Consider the following 16,591-nt stretch of genomic DNA (forward strand, 5'->3'; position numbering starts at 1 on the left):
CTACAACGCCAATAGCGCGCGCCACAAAAACAAGCTGGCAATACCCACCGGCAAACTATAACCCACCAAAGACGCCGCTAAGCGCGGCGCCAGATTATAGCGCATGGCTAACGCACCGGCCGAAATCATGGCCGGCATGCCCGCCTCCAGCACCACCACGGTCAGAGCCACACCTTCACCACCGAGCAATGTGGCGACACCCCAGGCCAACAGAGGCTTTAGCAACAGCAATACCGCCAAGCCAAAACCGAAAACAGCAATATGGTGGCGCTCCAGCTGTAAATGCCAAGAGATACCCACGGCCACCATTACCACCGGCACCAATGATTGCGCCCCGAGCTGTAACACACCGGATAGCGCCGCCGGATAAGGCAGGTTGAACGCAAGCACCACAATAGCAAGCAACAAACTGATAAACGGCGGGAAGGTAATAATCTTGCGTGCGATCATCGCGGCCGAGCTTGCGCCTCCGCCAAAGCTTGTGGCAACAATAATGCCGAAGGTATTCAACACAAGGAAGGTACCAAACTGATCGTATAAAATTGCGTACCCCACACCATCAGCACCCACCAAGGCATTGATAAGCGGAATACCGACAAAGCCGGTATTACCCAAAGGCAGCAGCAACAGCAAACAACCGGTAACCGACTTAGACCACTTGGCAACCCGCGCCACCTGCCAAACGATAAGTGCCGTTAACGTCATTACCACCCACGCGGTAGCCACCGGCAACAGTGCCCGGGCGTCGAGAGTCAGACGGGGCATTTCGTAGAGAATCAAACAAGGTAATGCTACGTTGATCACGTAGGCATTTAAACGAGCGGCCGCTTTATCGCCGGCCAGACGGGTAAACTGTAAAACCAGCCCCAACGCCAGCGTCAGGGCAATCAGTACAAAAGCGTTCACAGCCGCACCGGGTAAAACTAACTGCCTTTTCGGGGCGAGCGTCTAACCCGCGAGCTACGCGGAGCTGAAGGGTTGGGCTTTTTACGGTCGGAAAAGGGGTTATCACCGGATTTAAGCTCTACTCGCACCGGTGTACCACGCAGTTTTAACGCATTGCGAAAGGTTTTTTCCAGGTAGCGCACATAATGTGCCGGTACCTTAGCGGTTTGATTGCCGTGGATAACAATAACCGGCGGGTTACTGCCTCCGGCGTGAGCGTAACGCAATTTGATCCGGCGCCCGTTCACCAATGGCGGCTGGTGCTCGCTGACGGCATCCTGCAACACCTGTGTTAAGAAGCTCGTAGAGAGTTTATCAGTGGCCGAATGGTACGCCTGCTCGATGGATTTATATAAGTTGCCAACCCCGGTGCCGTGCAACGCCGAAATAAAATGAATATTGGCAAAATCAATAAACCGTAAGCGACGCTCAAGCTCGTTTTTAACATACTGCTTATGGCTGTCTTCCAGGCCATCCCATTTATTTAACGCCACTACCAGAGCGCGCCCGGCATCGATAATCGAGCCCAGCAAATGCAAATCCTGATCGACCACCCCTTCGCTGGCGTCCATCACCAAGATGGCAACGTTCGAGTCGTCGATCGCCTGCAGGGTTTTAACAATAGAAAACTTCTCGATCGTTTCCGATACGTTTTTACGACGCCGCACCCCGGCGGTATCGATGATGGTATAGGGTTTATCAAAGCGCTCGTACTGAATATACACGCTGTCGCGAGTGGTACCGGGCATGTCGTACACGACTACCCTATCCTCGCCCAACATGCGGTTCACCAGGGTCGACTTGCCCACATTGGGCCGGCCCACTATCGCAATTTTAATGCCCGTAGAGGTGGCGATAGAGTCCGGCTCCTCCTCTTCTGGCAGCTCGTCAAACACCGACTCCATCAGGCTTTTGACACCGCGCCCATGGGTGGCGGTAGTGGCAAATACCTCGCCAATGCCCAGCTCGTAAAACTGCGAGGCGACCATGTCCGGGTCCATCCCATCGATTTTATTGGCCACTAAATAGGTTTTTTTGCCGTGTGCGCGTAAGTGCTTGGCAATGGCAAAATCGCCACTGGTCACACCGTCCCGGCTGGACACCATAAACAGCACTACATCAGCCTCTTCGATCGCCTGCAGAGACTGCTGCGCCATCGCCGAGTCGATACCCGCCTCTTCGCCGGTGATCCCACCGGTATCAATTACCATAAAGCGGCGGTCATCAAATTTGCCCTCGCCGTATTTACGGTCGCGCGTTAGCCCCTCGTAGTTAGCCACGATGGCATCACGCGAGCGCGTAAGGCGGTTAAACATGGTGGACTTGCCCACATTGGGTCGTCCGACAAGGGCAATGACTGGAATCATAGTTTTGGATCTTGTGTCTGGGGTGCGGCCCCGTAAGGCCGCAGAGGTATGGGTGCGATCAGTCTTGTTCGATCGCGTAGGCCGCCAGTGTACCATCATTGGCCAAAATATAGAGCAGTTCGCCGTCGCTCCACAAAGGTACGCGCACACCAGAGCTATCAACCCGCTCACGGGCGGCAAAGGTGCCGTCGGCACGATTCAAAAAGTGTACATAGCCCTCTTCATCAGCCACTACCGCGTAATCACCCAGCACGGCCGGGCCGGTTACCTGGCGGCGCAGCATTAACTCATTAGTCCACAGCTCAGAGCCGCCGCCAGCGCTGTAGGCCGCCACGGCGCTATTATCTTTGGTGATATAAAGCGCGTCACTGCCTAAACCAATTTCTTGGTGGCTCGACGAGTCAATAGCCCACAAAGGGCGACCGTTAGATCGTGTTACCGCCATCAAGCGACCCTGATAGCCACTAACGTATAAAATACCATCGCGTAACAGCGGCGAGGCCTGAATATCGACCATTTTTTCCAAATCTGAGCGGCCCTTAGGCATCGCAACACGCTGCTCCCAAAGAATCAGGCCATTTTGCGGGTTAAACGCCATTAAGCGGCCATTGGCAAAACCGGCGTATACTGCAGCGGCGGTAATAACCGGTGCCGGGCGCCCGCGCAGCGTTAGCTTGGGCGGCGGATTGTCGTAAAACCACATCACTTCGCCGTTACTGGCATCGAGCACCGTTAAGCGGCCATCCAGAGTCTGCGCCGCTACAATGCCTTCGCTGCCAGAGGGAACTGACATCACTTCGCCGCTTAGTTGCGTGCGCCACAGCTCGGTGCCATCGGCGATGTTCAACGCCAGCACCTCACCTTCGTCGGTACCCAGCAACAATTGGTCGTTACCCAAACCGACACCACCAGCCAACATGGTATCCAGATCTTTGCGCCACAACACCTTACCGTTGTGGCGGTTTAAAGCGTAGATCTCGCCTTCGTAGTCGGCGGCATATAAGGTATCGCCATCAATCGCCGGGGTGATGCGGGTATAACCCTCACCCTGGCCATCACCAATACCGCGATGCCAGACACGATCAATCTCTACGGTCGGCTCAAAATCAACCAACTCCATAGGTTCGGTGCCGTCTTCTTTGCTGAACAGCGAGCAGCCAGACAGGCCGACAAGCAAGCACAGCAGCGCTAGGTATCTCATGCAGAAGGCTCCTCGGCGTTATTGGCCGATTTGAGGTCATCAATTTTCATTTGCAGCACAACCCGGCGCTGTTGCTGCTCGGTGCCCACTTTCTCGATGGCGCTTTGATAGGCGGTTAAGGCCGCCGCACGATCGCCATTTTGGCGCAATACATCACCGCGCACTTCCGCTTGCTCGGCGGCAAAACCGTTAGCAGGCTGATTGGCAAGCAGCGTTAACGCCTCATCAAAGTTACCTTCGGCGGCCAACACACGGGCCAAGCGCAGGCGAGCAACTTCTTGCAGGGCAGGATTGTCATGGTTATCCAGCACCCAATTAAGCTGCGCCTTAGCGGTGTCGAGATCGCCACTTCGCACCCCAGCTTGTGCCGCATAAAGCGCTGCTTGGGCGGCGTAAGCACTGCCTTTGTCGGTCTCTTTGATTTGCTCGGCCAGATGATTAATGGTGGCGGTTTGCGCGTCGCCAGCGTTACCCGCTTCACTGGCCGCGGTTACCAGCTCATCGTAGTAAGCCGATGCGGTCTCAGCTTTTGTTTGTTGCTGGCCCTGCCAGAAGTTCCAGCCAAAATAACCGCCAGTCGCCACCAACACACTGATGATCACAGTAGAGCCGTACTCTTTCCAGAGACGTTTTAAATTTTCTATTTGTTCTTCTTCGGTCAGATGATCGCTCACGAATTACTCCTAACGGGTCAGTCTTATGTTCTGTCTAGGGTCAATGTTCGCCTGCCAGTTACGGCGACGGACAGTAGTCTTTTAGTACCGCGGCGAGCTCGCCACGAGCCAGGCTTTGCTGCGGTTTATCTTCCCGGAGGTACTTTACCACGACACAATCATTGGCCGCTTCATCTTCCCCCAAAATCAGCGCCACCGAAGCACCGCTTTTATCCGCTTTTTTTAGCTGGCTTTTAAAGCTGCCACCGCCACAGTGCATCTGTAAGCGTAACCCGGGCAACTGCTCACGCAACGATTTTGCCAATGTTAAGGCGCTGGCCTGTACCTCCCCTACTGCGGCCAAGTAAACATCCAGGGTGTTTTCGGCTTCGGCGGGTACAACCTCCTGCTGCTGTAGCAGCAACACCAAACGCTCCAGCCCCATGGCAAAACCCACGGCTGGCGTTGGTTTGCCGCCTAATTGTTCAACCAGGTTATCGTAACGGCCGCCGGCGCACACGGCGCTTTGGGCACCGAGTTTGTCGGTCACCCACTCAAAGGCGGTGCGGCCATAGTAATCCAGCCCGCGTACCAAACGGGGGTTAACCCGATATGGGACACCAGCGGCATCCAACAGTTGCTTTAACGTCTCAAAATGCATTTTTGAGTCTTCGTCTAAATAATCCAGCAGCGAGGGGCCGCCGTCCAACAGTGTCTGTGTAGCGGCCACTTTACTGTCTAAAATGCGCAGCGGGTTGCTATCCAAACGGCGCTGACTGTCTTCATCTAACGCCTCCTTGTGGTTACTAAGGTACGCCACCAGAGCCTCGCGAAATTCACGGCGCGCGGCATCACTTCCCAGCGAGTTAATCTCAAGCGTGACGCAATCGTCGAGCTTTAATGCCTGAAACAGGCTGTGGCTTAACAGTAACAGCTCGGCGTCGATATCCGGGCCCTGCAGGCCGTAAGTTTCGATACCAATTTGATGAAACTGCCGGTAGCGACCTTTTTGCGGGCGCTCGTAACGAAACATAGGGCCCATGTACCACAGGCGCTGGGTTTGGTTATAGAGCAAACCGTGTTGCTCGCAGGCGCGTACACAACTGGCCGTGCCCTCAGGGCGTAAGGTTACGCTCTCACCACTGCGATCCTCAAAGGTATACATCTCTTTTTCGACAATATCGGTCACTTCACCGATCGAGCGTTTGAAGAGGTGAGTTTGCTCCATAACGGGAAAACGTATTTCGCGATAGCCAAAGCTGGCTAGCGTTTGAGTTACGGTTTTTTCCAAGTGTTGCCAGGTGGCGATGTCGTCGGGGAGCAGATCGTTCATACCCCGGATTGCCTGAATCTTTTTCAATGTTCTGCCTTACATCCGTCTAGGAGTGAAACCCGGTAGCGCATAAGCGCTGCCCGTTAAATTTTGGCGATAATATTTTTTTCGGCCTTCAACTTTTCGTCGGCCTTGGCACGAATCAAGCGCTCGAGGCTATCCACCAAGTTTTCGTTGGTAAACTTAGTGCTAGGCTGACCATCAACGTACACTAAATTACTGGGCGAGCCGCCCGCCAATCCGAGGTCTGCCTCTTTAGCCTCACCGGGGCCGTTTACCACGCAGCCGATAACTGCCACATCGAGCGGTACTGTAATATCTTCAACCCGCAATTCTAACTCATTCATGGTTTTAATCACGTCAAAGTTCTGCCGCGAGCAGCTTGGGCAAGCGATAAAATTTACCCCTTTGCTGCGCAATTTTAAACTGCGCAGCAAATCCCAGCCGACTTTTACCTCTTCGACGGGGTCGGCAGCGAGCGAGATACGAATGGTGTCGCCGATGCCATCGAGCAATAATGCCCCCAAACCCACAGCGGATTTAACCGTACCCGAGCGTAAACCACCGGCCTCAGTAATGCCCAGGTGCAGCGGCTGATCAATTTTACTGGCCAGCTGGCGATACGCACCCACCGCCATAAAAACATCTGAGGCTTTTACACTGACCTTGAAGTCGGGAAAGTTTAATTTATCGAGAATATCCACATGACGCATAGCCGACTCGACCAGCGCCTCGGGCGTCGGCTCGCCGTACTTCTTCTGGATTTCTTTTTCGAGTGAGCCGGCATTAACGCCGATCCGAATCGGGATACCTAAGTCACGAGCCTTATCAACTACCGCGCGAATACGCTTGTCGCGACCGATATTACCGGGATTGATGCGTAAACAGTCGACCCCTAAATCGGCCACTTTTAACGCGATACGATAATCAAAATGAATATCGGCAACCAGAGGTACGCTCACCTGTTTGCGAATTTCACCAAAGGCGTCAGCGGCCTCGAGCGTAGGTACCGACACTCGTACAATATCAGCGCCGGCGCTATGAATGCGATTCACCTGCTCAACCGTCGCCGCCACATCGTGGGTGTCGGTGTTCGTCATGCTTTGCACCGCAATCGGGGCATCGCCACCCACCGCCACATTCCCCACCATAATTTGACGGGACTTACGGCGCTTAATGGGGGATTCGCTATGCATAATAGCCTCTAGAGTTTGCTATCAACGTCAAACCGGACGACCTTATCGGCGCCGTCGGCATCGGGCACGGCAACCACATCGCCGTTTAGTGCAATTTCAACACCGGTGGGGTTGCCGAGCTTAACATTAAATGGCGCAACGCCGTGCAGCGTAAGGCTGGTGTTTTCACGTTGTAAGTCAGCAACCAGAGAGTCACCGTTGGAGTCCAGCACTTCCAACCAGCACTCGTTGTCAAAGCGCAACACCAATTCATCTAAGATTGTGCCGTCGGCCGAGCTGGTCGTGCCGATCGACATATCACGCACTACGTTCGCCGCCTGCTCTTGTGGCGCCTCAGCCTCGCTCGTATCCTGAGCAGTTTCATCTACCGCGGGCTCATCGAGGGCGACGGAGGGGTTTTCTGATGCTGCTAATCCGCTCTCCCCGTCACCCGAGGCGACAAGCTCGATCGCCGGCGTGTAATCCGGTGTCGTATCGTCGAGGGTTGCAGCAGCGTCAGTATCAGCCTGACTGCCACTGAAGCGACTCGGCTCAGGGGCAGATTCTGGCAATGCGGCAGGCTCAGCCTGGCTCACCACTTCGGGCGACGCTAAGTTCATGTACCAGTACACCCCACCCAACAAAGCCAACAGCACCACGATTAACGCAACTCGCCCCGGCCACACCGAGCGGCTGGCTGACATTTTCACATTAAGCGACTCACTGGGAGCCGCCGGCGCTTCGGCTTTTGCAAAGTCAGCTTCAAATTCGCGCACCAACGCTTCGCCATCCAAACCAAGGTATTTACCGTAGCTGCGCAAATAACCACGCGTGAACACCACCGAAAATAACTTTTCGTACTGGTCGCTTTCCAGGGCAACAATTTTATCGAGCTGAATATTTAACGCGCTGGCAATTTGCTCGCGGGATTTACCTTGGCGTTCGCGCTCAAGCGCCAACTTGCCGCCGGGCCCAGGGGTTACTTGTGTTTGCGGCTCTAACTCTTCAGACATAAACAACTCGTCAGCTATTGCTCTTGCAGTAATTGCTTGTATTCAAGGTACTCACTGGAGTACGGATACTTGTTTTTCAGCACCATGGCGTAACTGGCTTCGCGATCTTTATTGCCAAAGATTCGCTCAAGCTTAATACCCAACAATAAAGTTTGTGGCGCGGGCCGTGCTATTTGGCCGTACGCATCAAGATATCGTTTGGCCGCTGCGTAATCGCCCTCGGCGAAGTGCAACGAGGCCAGCTCGTACTTAACCACCGGTAAGCCGGCGTTAATGCGATTGGCGCGCTCGAATGCCGCCTGAGCTTTTTCGGGCTCGTCCAGTTTTAGCGCGGTACGCCCGAGGTTGACCATCACCTCAGCGCGATTGTCGTAGTCCAGCTCTTTCGAGGCTTTTTCAAACTGCTCATAGGCTTCGTCATAGCGCTCGTACGAATACAAAAACGCTCCATAGTTGTTGCGCGCACGCGTGTAATGGCTGTCGATTCGCAACGCTTTTTTAAAGTACTCTTCGGCCAGCTTTGGCTCACCCTCTAACTGGTAGAGCATGGCCATGGCAAATGTGGCATCCACCGAATTGCTGTCAATCTCAAAAGCTCGGCGCAAATGGTGACGCGCTGACTCGCGGTTTTTACTTTCTATGTACTTAAGCGCCAGCTCTACGTGACTGCTGAGTGCTTTATCTTCATCCACCGAATACTTTGAATCCGGCACCGTACTCACACAAGCCGACAGCACCAGTGTGCAGAGCAAAGCACTTAGCATCGCCAATCCGCGTTGCCATAAAGCCCGGGGGCTAGCCTGCCTGTGCGCAAACCGCACCTTGGTTTTTGCCGCCAACTTACTCTGTACCTGTGTTCTCAGCATAAACGCCCCTTTTTGTTATTTACGATTATTCACCGGATTTCTTGTGCCTGTTACTGGCTAATAATTGTGACCGGCTCGTCTTTGACAAAATTCGCCCGGTACCGCTCTGAGCGTTTGGTGAGATCATTAACCGTACCCGCCAGCTGACCACAGGCGGCGTCGATATCATCGCCACGAGTGGTACGCACGGTGGTGATAAAACCTTCTTGCATCAAAATATCCTGAAACCGTCGCAGGGCATTGTTACTAACACGCTTGTAGTTAGACAAATTAAACGGGTTAAACGGAATCAAATTAATTTTTACCGGCACATCGCGCAACAGCTCGGCCAGCTCACGAGCATGCTCGGGGCGATCGTTGACATGATCGATAAGGGTATATTCGATGGTGATTTTGCGATGGGTGTCCGGCAAGCCATCGATATAGCGCTTTGCCGAATCCAGCAGCATGGCTATGGGGTATTTACGGTTGATGGGCACCAGCTCATTGCGCAGCGCATCGTTGGGTGCGTGCAGCGAGATTGCGAGGCACGCGTCGGTAAACTCACCCAAACGATCCAGTTGTGGCACCACACCCGAGGTACTCAACGTCACCCGACGCTTCGAAATACCGTAGGCATTATCGTGCATCATCAAGTTCATCGAGTCGACGACATTATCGAAGTTCATTAAGGGCTCGCCCATGCCCATCATCACCACATTGGTCACTTTGCGCGGGCCGCCGGCGGTAAGCTGACCAAAGGATTTGGCCGCGATCCAGACCTGCCCGATAATTTCAGCCGCCGTAAGATCGCGATTAAAACCCTGTTTGCCGGTAGCGCAAAAACTGCAGTCGAGCGAGCACCCCACTTGCGATGAAACACACAAAGTGCCGCGCTCACCCTCGGGAATAAACACCGTTTCAACGACACTGCCGCCGGTGACCCGAATCAAAAATTTGCGCGTGCCGTCGACCGAGTCGAGCTGTTGCAGCACTTCTGGGGCCACAATCTCACACTGTTGCTTCAGCTTGTCACGTAGCGCTTTGCTGATATTGGTCATCTCATCAAAGTCGTCAACACCCAGCTGGTGAATCCACTTAAGCACCTGAGCGGCGCGAAAGCGTTTTTCGCCCATCGACTCAAAAAAGGCCACTAGCTTAGCCTCGGGCAAACCTAATAGGTTGACCTTTGCTGGCGTTGGGGTGTTGGTTTCTACGTCTGCTACTGCCATAACCTTACCTGCGCTTAATCAGCGCGAATGAATTTCCTCAGCGGAAAAAAAGTACGCCACTTCGCGCTTGGCAGACTCGGGCGAGTCAGAGCCATGCACCGCGTTGGCGCTAACCGCCGTGGCAAAATCGGCACGAATCGTACCGGGAGCGGCGTCATCCGGGTTGGTCGCCCCCATCAGCTCACGGTTCAGAGCAATGGCATTCTCGCCTTCCAGCACCTGTACACAGACCGGGCCAGACACCATAAATTCCACCAAAGACGGGAAGAATGGGCGCGTCTGATGCTCGGCGTAGAAACCCTCAGCTTGCTTTTGTGTCAGCTGAATCATCTTTAGCGCGGCGACCTGTAGGCCCGCCTCTTCAAAGCGCTGAATAATCGCGCCAATGTGGTTACCAGCGACCGCATCGGGCTTAATAATGGACAATGTCCGCTCTACCGCCATGTGTTACTCCGTTAGATTCGCTTTACGGGGCAAACCCGCCCCTCTAATACCCAAAACCCGCGGATTATACGCGGGTTTTGGGTCATTTTATATCAATAACTAACCCGTTTTCAGGGCATGGGTCGCCATTTACCCGGCTGACAGCTTGCTTGCCCGAGCGGCCGCTTAGTGCGCCGCCGCGGCAATTTGCTGAATTCGCTGAACCATCGACTTCAGCCCATTACCACGGGTCGCGCTCAGGTGGTTGAGCAAGTTCAGCTCGGCGAAATAGCCATCAATATCAAACGCCTGGATGTCGGCCGGTGTTTTGCCGTTATAAGCGGCCAACACCACAGCTAGCAGCCCTTTTACGATAAAAGCGTCGCTATCGGCGGCAAAAAACAGCCGATCATCGCGCTGCTCGCTCACCAACCACACCTGGCTCTGACAACCACGCACCAAAAATGACTCTGTTTTGTAAGCCTCATCTAACTCGGGCAGCTCTTTACCCAAATCTATAATGTACTTGTAGCGCTCTTCCCAGCCATCAAAAAAGCTCAGGGTATCAATAATATCGGCGCTGGTTATTTCCGTACCAAATTCACTCATTGTTATACCTAGCTCGCGCACCGCCACGGCAGTGACGCCAAAATCAAAAAAACATGCCCGTTTCGAGCTGCGCCTCTTCGCTCATCATGTCGCGGCTCCAGGGCGGGTCAAACACCAGGTCAACCTCAACTTCTTGCACATTGGGCACCTTCCCTACGCGATACTCTACATCGCCCACCAACACCGGCCCCATGCCACAGGCCGGAGCCGTTAAGGTCATGGTGATACCCACATGGCCGCGAGCCTGGTCGATATCCAGCGCGTAAATCAACCCTAAGTTAACCAAGTCTACCGGGATTTCCGGGTCGAATACCGATTTTAGCGCCTCCCACACCTGGGTATCACTAATCTGGCCATCGCCGGTGTCAACAAAGTCCAGCGTCTCCGGCTCTTTACCCAAAGCCGCTGCATCAGTGCCATCTACACGTACCATTTGCCCGTGATAGCTGAGGGTATAGTTACCACCCAGCGCCTGAGTGATCGTTACAAACGTATCTTTCGGAATGGTCACCGGAGTACCATCGGGTACTCGTCGGGCAGGACAATCGGCCTGCATCACCACCATTTCACGCTCTGTTGCCATATTAAACGCTCGGATCTACGGGCTTAGCCCACGTTAAAGCTTTCACCACAGCCGCAGTAATCTTTGGCATTGGGGTTTAAAAATGACAACTGACGGTTGACACCCTCGGTCACATAATCAATTTTAGTACCGCGTATTACTGACTCGCTGGCCTCAGCAATGTATAGAGTGACGCCTTCTGGCAAGCTGATCTCGCGATCGCCCGCGCTTGATTCGGCCACCAAATCCAGCACATACATAAAGCCGGTGCAGCCGCTTTCTTTGACCGACAGGCGCACCGCCTGTGCGTTGGCATCAGCAGCCAATTGCTGACTAAAATGTTTAGCGGCGGCCGGGGTGACCTCGACCAACGCTGCCTGCTCGGGATTAAACTGTTCAACACTCATGCAAACCTCCTGGGTTAGCGTGACCTACGCCAGAAACATTTTGGCTTTGGCTAGCGCGGCCATTAACTTGGCAACATCGTCTTCGTTGTTGTACAAGCTAAAACTGGCCCGGACAGTGCCGGGAATTCCAAATTGATCCATGATCGGCTGCGCGCAATGATTACCCGTGCGCACCGCCACACCCTGCTGATCGAGGATCATGCCCACATCTTGAGGGTGGGCAAAATCACAGGTAAAACTCATCACCGCCGTCTTTTCGCGGGAGGTCCCCACCAGCGGAAAACCACCTAAGGCCTGCAACTGCTGCTCGGCGCTGCGCAGTAGCGCCTGTTCATGACGGTCGGCCGCCTCCCGGTCAAACGACTGCAAAAAACTCACCGCCGCCGCCAAACCGATAGCGCCCGCGATATTGGGTGTACCCGCTTCAAATTTGTAGGGCAGCTGGTTGTAAATAGTACCGGCAAAACTGACCGACTCGATCATCTCGCCACCGCCCTGATAGGGGGGCATCGCCTCTAGCAGTTCGCGCTTACCATACAGCGCACCAATCCCCGTAGGGCCAAACATTTTATGGCCCGAGAACACCAAAAAGTCGCAATCAAGCGCTTGCACATCAAGCGGCCAGTGAGCGATCGACTGAGCGGCGTCAATTAGCACTTTAGCGCCAGCGGCATGCGCCAACGGAATAATATCGGCAACCGGGTTAATACTGCCCAAGGCATTTGACACATGCCCTAAAGCTACCATTTTCACGCGCTCGTCCAATTGTTCACGTAAGGCGCTCAAATCAATGACGCCTTCGGCCGTTACCGCAATCGGCTCAACGATCGCCCCGGTGGCTTCGGCCACCATTTGCCAGGGCACAATATTAGAGTGGTGCTCCATGGCTGACACGAGTACGCGGTCGCCGGCGCTGAGATTTGCCCTGCCCCAACTGGCGGCCACCACATTAATGCCTTCGGTGGTGCCGCGTGTCCAAAGCAGCTGCTCTTTAGCCGGGGCATTAATAAACTGCGCCAGCTGAACCCGTGCGCCCTCAAACTTCTCGGTCGCCCTGTCGCTCAGCGCGTGCGCACCGCGATGCACGTTACTGTTGTCATAGCGGTAGTAATTGGCAATCGCGTCGATGACCGACTCGGGCTTTTGCGTAGTTGCCGCATTATCGAGATACACCAACGGGTGGCCATTCACCTCTTGCTGTAAAATCGGAAACTGCTTCCGGATAGCCGCAACATCAAAATCACTCAAAGCTATCACCATCTAATAACAGCAAATCGGTATCGCGGCCAAACTGCTGCGCCAGCTCTGGCATCAAGTAATCCAGCACAGCCGGGTTCGCCACTTGCTGAATAAGCTCGTTGACAAAACCAAAGCTCAGCATGACCCGCGCCTGAGATTTACTCACGCCACGGGTTTGCAAATAGTACAGTGCCGCGTCGTTAATCTGGCTGACGGTTGCCCCGTGTGCACAACGCACATCATCGGCGTAGATTTCAAGCTCGGGCTTGGTATCCACCTCGGCTTTATTAGAGGTTAGCAAGTTTTTGTTACTCAACTCGGCCAGTGTTTTTTGCGCATCTTTATGAATGTGAATACGGCCATTAAACACCGCTTTAGCGCGATCACCAATAATGCCGCGAAACACCTCATTGGTGGTGCAGTGAGGCACACAGTGCTGCACGTTGGTGTGGTAATCCACCAGCTGCTTATTGCGCGGTAAATACACACCATTAAGCTCCACATGAGCACCCGGACCACGATGCAACAAGCCATAGTCGATGCGCATTAACTCGGCGCCTTTGGCGATCGCAAAACCATCGAAGTTAGCGTCGCGCTGCAACTCGGCAAACACCCCGCCCACATGATGAATCGCCTCACCCTCAAGGTTAAGGCGGTAGTGTTTAAAGCGAGCGTTATCACCTATAACCACTTCGGTTTGCGCATTAACAAACCCGGCGGACGCGTCGCTTGCGGTTAGGTAATGTTCAATCACCTCGGCCTCGGCGCCTGTTTCGAGCACAACTAAAAGCCGGGTATTGGCCAGGCAATCTGACTCATCGGAAACTTGATTGACAATGTATAAAGGCTTATCGAGCACTGAGTTGGCGGGCACGTGCAACAACACGCCCTCAGCCAGCAGAGCCTCACTCATAGCGGCAAACAAATGCTGCTCACTGTCGGCCAGGCGCCCCAGATGCTTTTCGATAATCGCGGTTTGCTCGGCATTCGCCTCACCGAACAAAGTTACCTCAGGCGGCAACTGAGTGCTGGCCGCGCGATCGAGGACACCGTTGTTAATAACAATACGATAGGCATCTAGCTCAAGCTGAGCAGGCGCATCCAGTGCCGGCTCCGGTTGCGCCACACTAAAACTTTTTTTACCCAGTGAGCCCAGCGGTGTGTACTTCCAATTTTCGGTTCGACGCGTCGGCCAGCCTGTGTCAGCAAAGCGCCGAGCGCCCTGCTCACGCAACTCACTTAACCAAACCGGCGCCGCTTGCGCGCCGTTATCGAGCAGCGCTTGGGCGTGGGACAAGGTCTGCTGCTGAAAATCATTCATTAAGCCACCCCACCTTCGAGCCAACCGTAACCCTTGGCCTCAAGCTCTTTCGCCAGAGATTTATCACCGGATTTAACGATTTTGCCATCGGCCAGAACATGGACATAATCGGGCACGATGTAATCCAGCAAACGCTGATAGTGCGTCACCACAATAAAGCTGCGATCTTCATTACGCATGGCGTTAACGCCATCGGCAACCGTTTGCAGTGCATCGATATCAAGGCCCGAGTCGGTTTCGTCGAGAATACAAAGGCTCGGCTCGAGCAGCATCATTTGCAAAATCTCGTTGCGTTTTTTCTCGCCACCAGAAAACCCTTCGTTAACACCGCGCTTTAAAAACGCCTGATCCAACTTAACTTTTTGGCTGGTAGCGCGGGCCAATTTCATAAACTCGACCGACGACAACTCTGGCAAACCTTTGTGCTTACGCACCGCATCTACCGACACTTTGAGAAATTCCATATTGCTTACGCCGGGAATTTCTACCGGGTACTGAAACGCCAGAAACAGTCCTTCGCGCGCACGCTCTTCAACCTCAAGTTCCAAAAGGTTTTTGCCGTTAAATTCTACAACGCCCTCACCAACCTCGTAGCCGTCGCGCCCGGATAGCACATTACCCAGCGTACTTTTACCGGCACCGTTGGGCCCCATAATGGCATGCACCTCACCTGGCTTAACCTCAAGGCTTAAGCCCTTGAGAATTTGTTTGTCTTCGACACTAGCGTGGAGGTTGTCTATGCGTAACATATGTTCTTTACTCTCAAACGTTAAATTTTTGACCGTCGTAACTTTTGCGCACAAGGCGGCAAGGTTATCCGACAGAGCCCTCTAGGCTAACTTCCAGCAGCTTGCCGGCTTCTACCGCAAACTCCATGGGCAACTCTTTAAATACGTCGCGACAAAAACCGTTCACAATCATGGACACGGCCTTTTCCGGATCTAAACCACGCTGTGCACACAAAAACATTTGATCATCGCTCACTTTAGACGTGGTGGCCTCGTGCTCGATCACGGCGCTGGGGTTTTTACTCTCGATGTACGGAAACGTATGGGCGCCACATTGATCACCAATGAGCAGCGAGTCACATTGAGTAAAGTTGCGCGCGCCATCGGCGCCCGGATTCATGCGCACCAAACCGCGATAACTGCTATCACTGCGACCGGCCGAAATGCCTTTGGCAATAATGGTCGAGCGGGTGTTTTTACCAATATGAATCATCTTGGTACCGGTATCGGCCTGCTGCATATTGTTGGTCAGTGCCACCGAATAAAACTCACCCACACTGTTATCGCCGCGCAGTACACAGCTTGGGTATTTCCAGGTAACGGCCGAGCCGGTTTCTACCTGGGTCCAGCTGATTTTAGCGCTCTCGTGGCAGACACCGCGCTTTGTGACAAAGTTATAAATGCCGCCTTTGCCTTCTGCGTCGCCCGGGTACCAGTTTTGCACCGTTGAATATTTAATTTCGGCGCGATCACAAGCCACTAATTCAACCACCGCGGCATGCAATTGGTTTTCGTCGCGCATCGGTGCGGTACAGCCCTCGAGGTAACTCACATGAGAGCCCTCTTCGGCGACAATAAGGGTACGCTCAAACTGCCCGGTGTTTTGCTCGTTAATCCGAAAGTACGTCGATAATTCCATGGGGCAGCGCACGCCTTTGGGGATATACACAAAGGAGCCGTCGGAGAACACCGCCGAGTTGAGCGCGGCAAAATAATTGTCTTTTTGCGGCACGACTGAACCCAAATACTTTTTTACCAGCTCTGGGTATTTCTCGATCGCTTCACTGATGCTGCAAAAAATCACACCCGCCTCTGACAGCTTCTCGCGGAATGTAGTCACCACGCTGACCGAGTCAAACACCACGTCCATCGCCACTCCGGCAAGCATCTCTTGCTCGTGCAACGGAATCCCTAACTTTTCGTAAGTCGCCAAAAGCTCCGGGTCAACTTCGTCCAGGCTTTTGGGCCGGTCGTCCATACTTTTGGGGGCGCTGTAGTATGAGATCGACTGATAATCTACCGGCGGATAGTTCACATGGGCCCAGTCGGGCTCTTCCATTTCTTGCCAGGCGCGAAACGCCTGCAAGCGCCACTCGAGCATCCATTCCGGCTCGTCTTTTTTGGCCGAGATAAAGCGCACCACGTCTTCATTAAGACCTGGCGGCAAGGTTTCCGATTCAATCGCGGTATGAAAACCCGCGGCGTACTCTTTCCTGATTAGGTGTTCTACCTGTTCAGACATTTCTCACCTCTTTCTC

17 protein-coding genes are annotated in these 16,591 nt (G+C 53.8%); all 17 read right to left on the bottom strand.

Features of this window, described 5'->3' with window-relative positions; genetic code table 11:
• The 17 genes from SD69_RS11900 to sufB all read right to left on the bottom strand — a co-directional run bounded on the left by SD69_RS11900 (nt 1) and on the right by sufB (nt 16,575).
• Nucleotides 1-906, bottom strand: a complete 906-nt coding sequence (locus SD69_RS11900; protein ID WP_041523394.1) for an AEC family transporter — start codon at nt 904-906, stop codon at nt 1-3.
• A gap of 17 nt (nt 907-923) precedes the next feature.
• A complete protein-coding gene (gene der / locus SD69_RS11905) occupies nt 924-2,312 on the bottom strand; it encodes a ribosome biogenesis GTPase Der (RefSeq protein ID WP_041523395.1) in 1,389 nt (462 codons plus the stop codon).
• Between the two features lie 58 nt (nt 2,313-2,370).
• A complete protein-coding gene (gene bamB, locus SD69_RS11910; RefSeq protein WP_041523396.1) occupies nt 2,371-3,513 on the bottom strand; it encodes an outer membrane protein assembly factor BamB in 1,143 nt (380 codons plus the stop codon).
• Nucleotides 3,510-4,187 (bottom strand): YfgM family protein, encoded by a 678-nt coding sequence (locus SD69_RS11915; RefSeq protein WP_041523397.1) that lies wholly within the window; start codon nt 4,185-4,187, stop codon nt 3,510-3,512. The genes bamB and SD69_RS11915 overlap by 4 nt, the downstream gene beginning before the upstream one ends.
• Before the next feature lie 58 nt (nt 4,188-4,245).
• Nucleotides 4,246-5,526, bottom strand: a complete 1,281-nt coding sequence (gene hisS / locus SD69_RS11920; RefSeq protein WP_041523398.1) for a histidine--tRNA ligase — start codon at nt 5,524-5,526, stop codon at nt 4,246-4,248.
• A gap of 56 nt (nt 5,527-5,582) precedes the next feature.
• Entirely contained in the window at nt 5,583-6,695 is a 1,113-nt protein-coding gene (gene ispG, locus SD69_RS11925) for a flavodoxin-dependent (E)-4-hydroxy-3-methylbut-2-enyl-diphosphate synthase (RefSeq protein ID WP_041523399.1), read from the bottom strand.
• Between the two features lie 8 nt (nt 6,696-6,703).
• A complete protein-coding gene (locus tag SD69_RS11930) occupies nt 6,704-7,687 on the bottom strand; it encodes a RodZ domain-containing protein (protein WP_041523400.1) in 984 nt (327 codons plus the stop codon).
• Between the two features lie 14 nt (nt 7,688-7,701).
• Nucleotides 7,702-8,553: a type IV pilus biogenesis/stability protein PilW gene (pilW, locus tag SD69_RS11935; RefSeq protein WP_232301186.1), complete on the bottom strand. Its 852-nt coding sequence runs from the start codon at nt 8,551-8,553 to the stop codon at nt 7,702-7,704.
• A gap of 50 nt (nt 8,554-8,603) precedes the next feature.
• On the bottom strand, nt 8,604-9,764 hold the full coding sequence (gene rlmN, locus SD69_RS11940) for a 23S rRNA (adenine(2503)-C(2))-methyltransferase RlmN (RefSeq protein ID WP_041523401.1): 1,161 nt from the start codon (nt 9,762-9,764) through the stop codon (nt 8,604-8,606).
• 18 nt (nt 9,765-9,782) lie between these two features.
• Entirely contained in the window at nt 9,783-10,208 is a 426-nt protein-coding gene (ndk, locus tag SD69_RS11945) for a nucleoside-diphosphate kinase (RefSeq protein ID WP_041523402.1), read from the bottom strand.
• Nucleotides 10,209-10,373: 165 nt separating this feature from the next.
• Nucleotides 10,374-10,796: a SufE family protein gene (locus SD69_RS11950; protein ID WP_041524751.1), complete on the bottom strand. Its 423-nt coding sequence runs from the start codon at nt 10,794-10,796 to the stop codon at nt 10,374-10,376.
• A gap of 43 nt (nt 10,797-10,839) precedes the next feature.
• Nucleotides 10,840-11,379: a putative Fe-S cluster assembly protein SufT gene (gene sufT, locus SD69_RS11955; RefSeq protein ID WP_232301187.1), complete on the bottom strand. Its 540-nt coding sequence runs from the start codon at nt 11,377-11,379 to the stop codon at nt 10,840-10,842.
• Between the two features lie 23 nt (nt 11,380-11,402).
• The gene (locus SD69_RS11960; RefSeq protein WP_041523403.1) at nt 11,403-11,765 is read right to left on the bottom strand and encodes a HesB/IscA family protein; all 363 of its coding nucleotides are present in this window, start codon (nt 11,763-11,765) and stop codon (nt 11,403-11,405) included.
• A gap of 24 nt (nt 11,766-11,789) precedes the next feature.
• A complete protein-coding gene (locus tag SD69_RS11965; protein ID WP_041523404.1) occupies nt 11,790-13,025 on the bottom strand; it encodes an aminotransferase class V-fold PLP-dependent enzyme in 1,236 nt (411 codons plus the stop codon).
• Nucleotides 13,006-14,325 (bottom strand): Fe-S cluster assembly protein SufD, encoded by a 1,320-nt coding sequence (gene sufD, locus SD69_RS11970; RefSeq protein WP_084591560.1) that lies wholly within the window; start codon nt 14,323-14,325, stop codon nt 13,006-13,008. Before sufD ends, SD69_RS11965 begins: the two co-directional genes overlap by 20 nt.
• Nucleotides 14,325-15,074 carry a Fe-S cluster assembly ATPase SufC gene (gene sufC / locus SD69_RS11975; protein WP_041523405.1) on the bottom strand — a complete coding sequence of 250 codons (750 nt, stop codon included), beginning with the start codon at nt 15,072-15,074 and terminating at the stop codon, nt 14,325-14,327. Before sufC ends, sufD begins: the two co-directional genes overlap by 1 nt.
• Before the next feature lie 64 nt (nt 15,075-15,138).
• Entirely contained in the window at nt 15,139-16,575 is a 1,437-nt protein-coding gene (gene sufB, locus SD69_RS11980) for a Fe-S cluster assembly protein SufB (protein WP_041523406.1), read from the bottom strand.
• Nucleotides 16,576-16,591 lie beyond the last annotated feature (16 nt).

Source organism: Gilvimarinus agarilyticus (assembly GCF_000832015.1).
Taxonomy (GTDB): Bacteria; Pseudomonadota; Gammaproteobacteria; order Pseudomonadales; family Cellvibrionaceae; genus Gilvimarinus; species Gilvimarinus agarilyticus.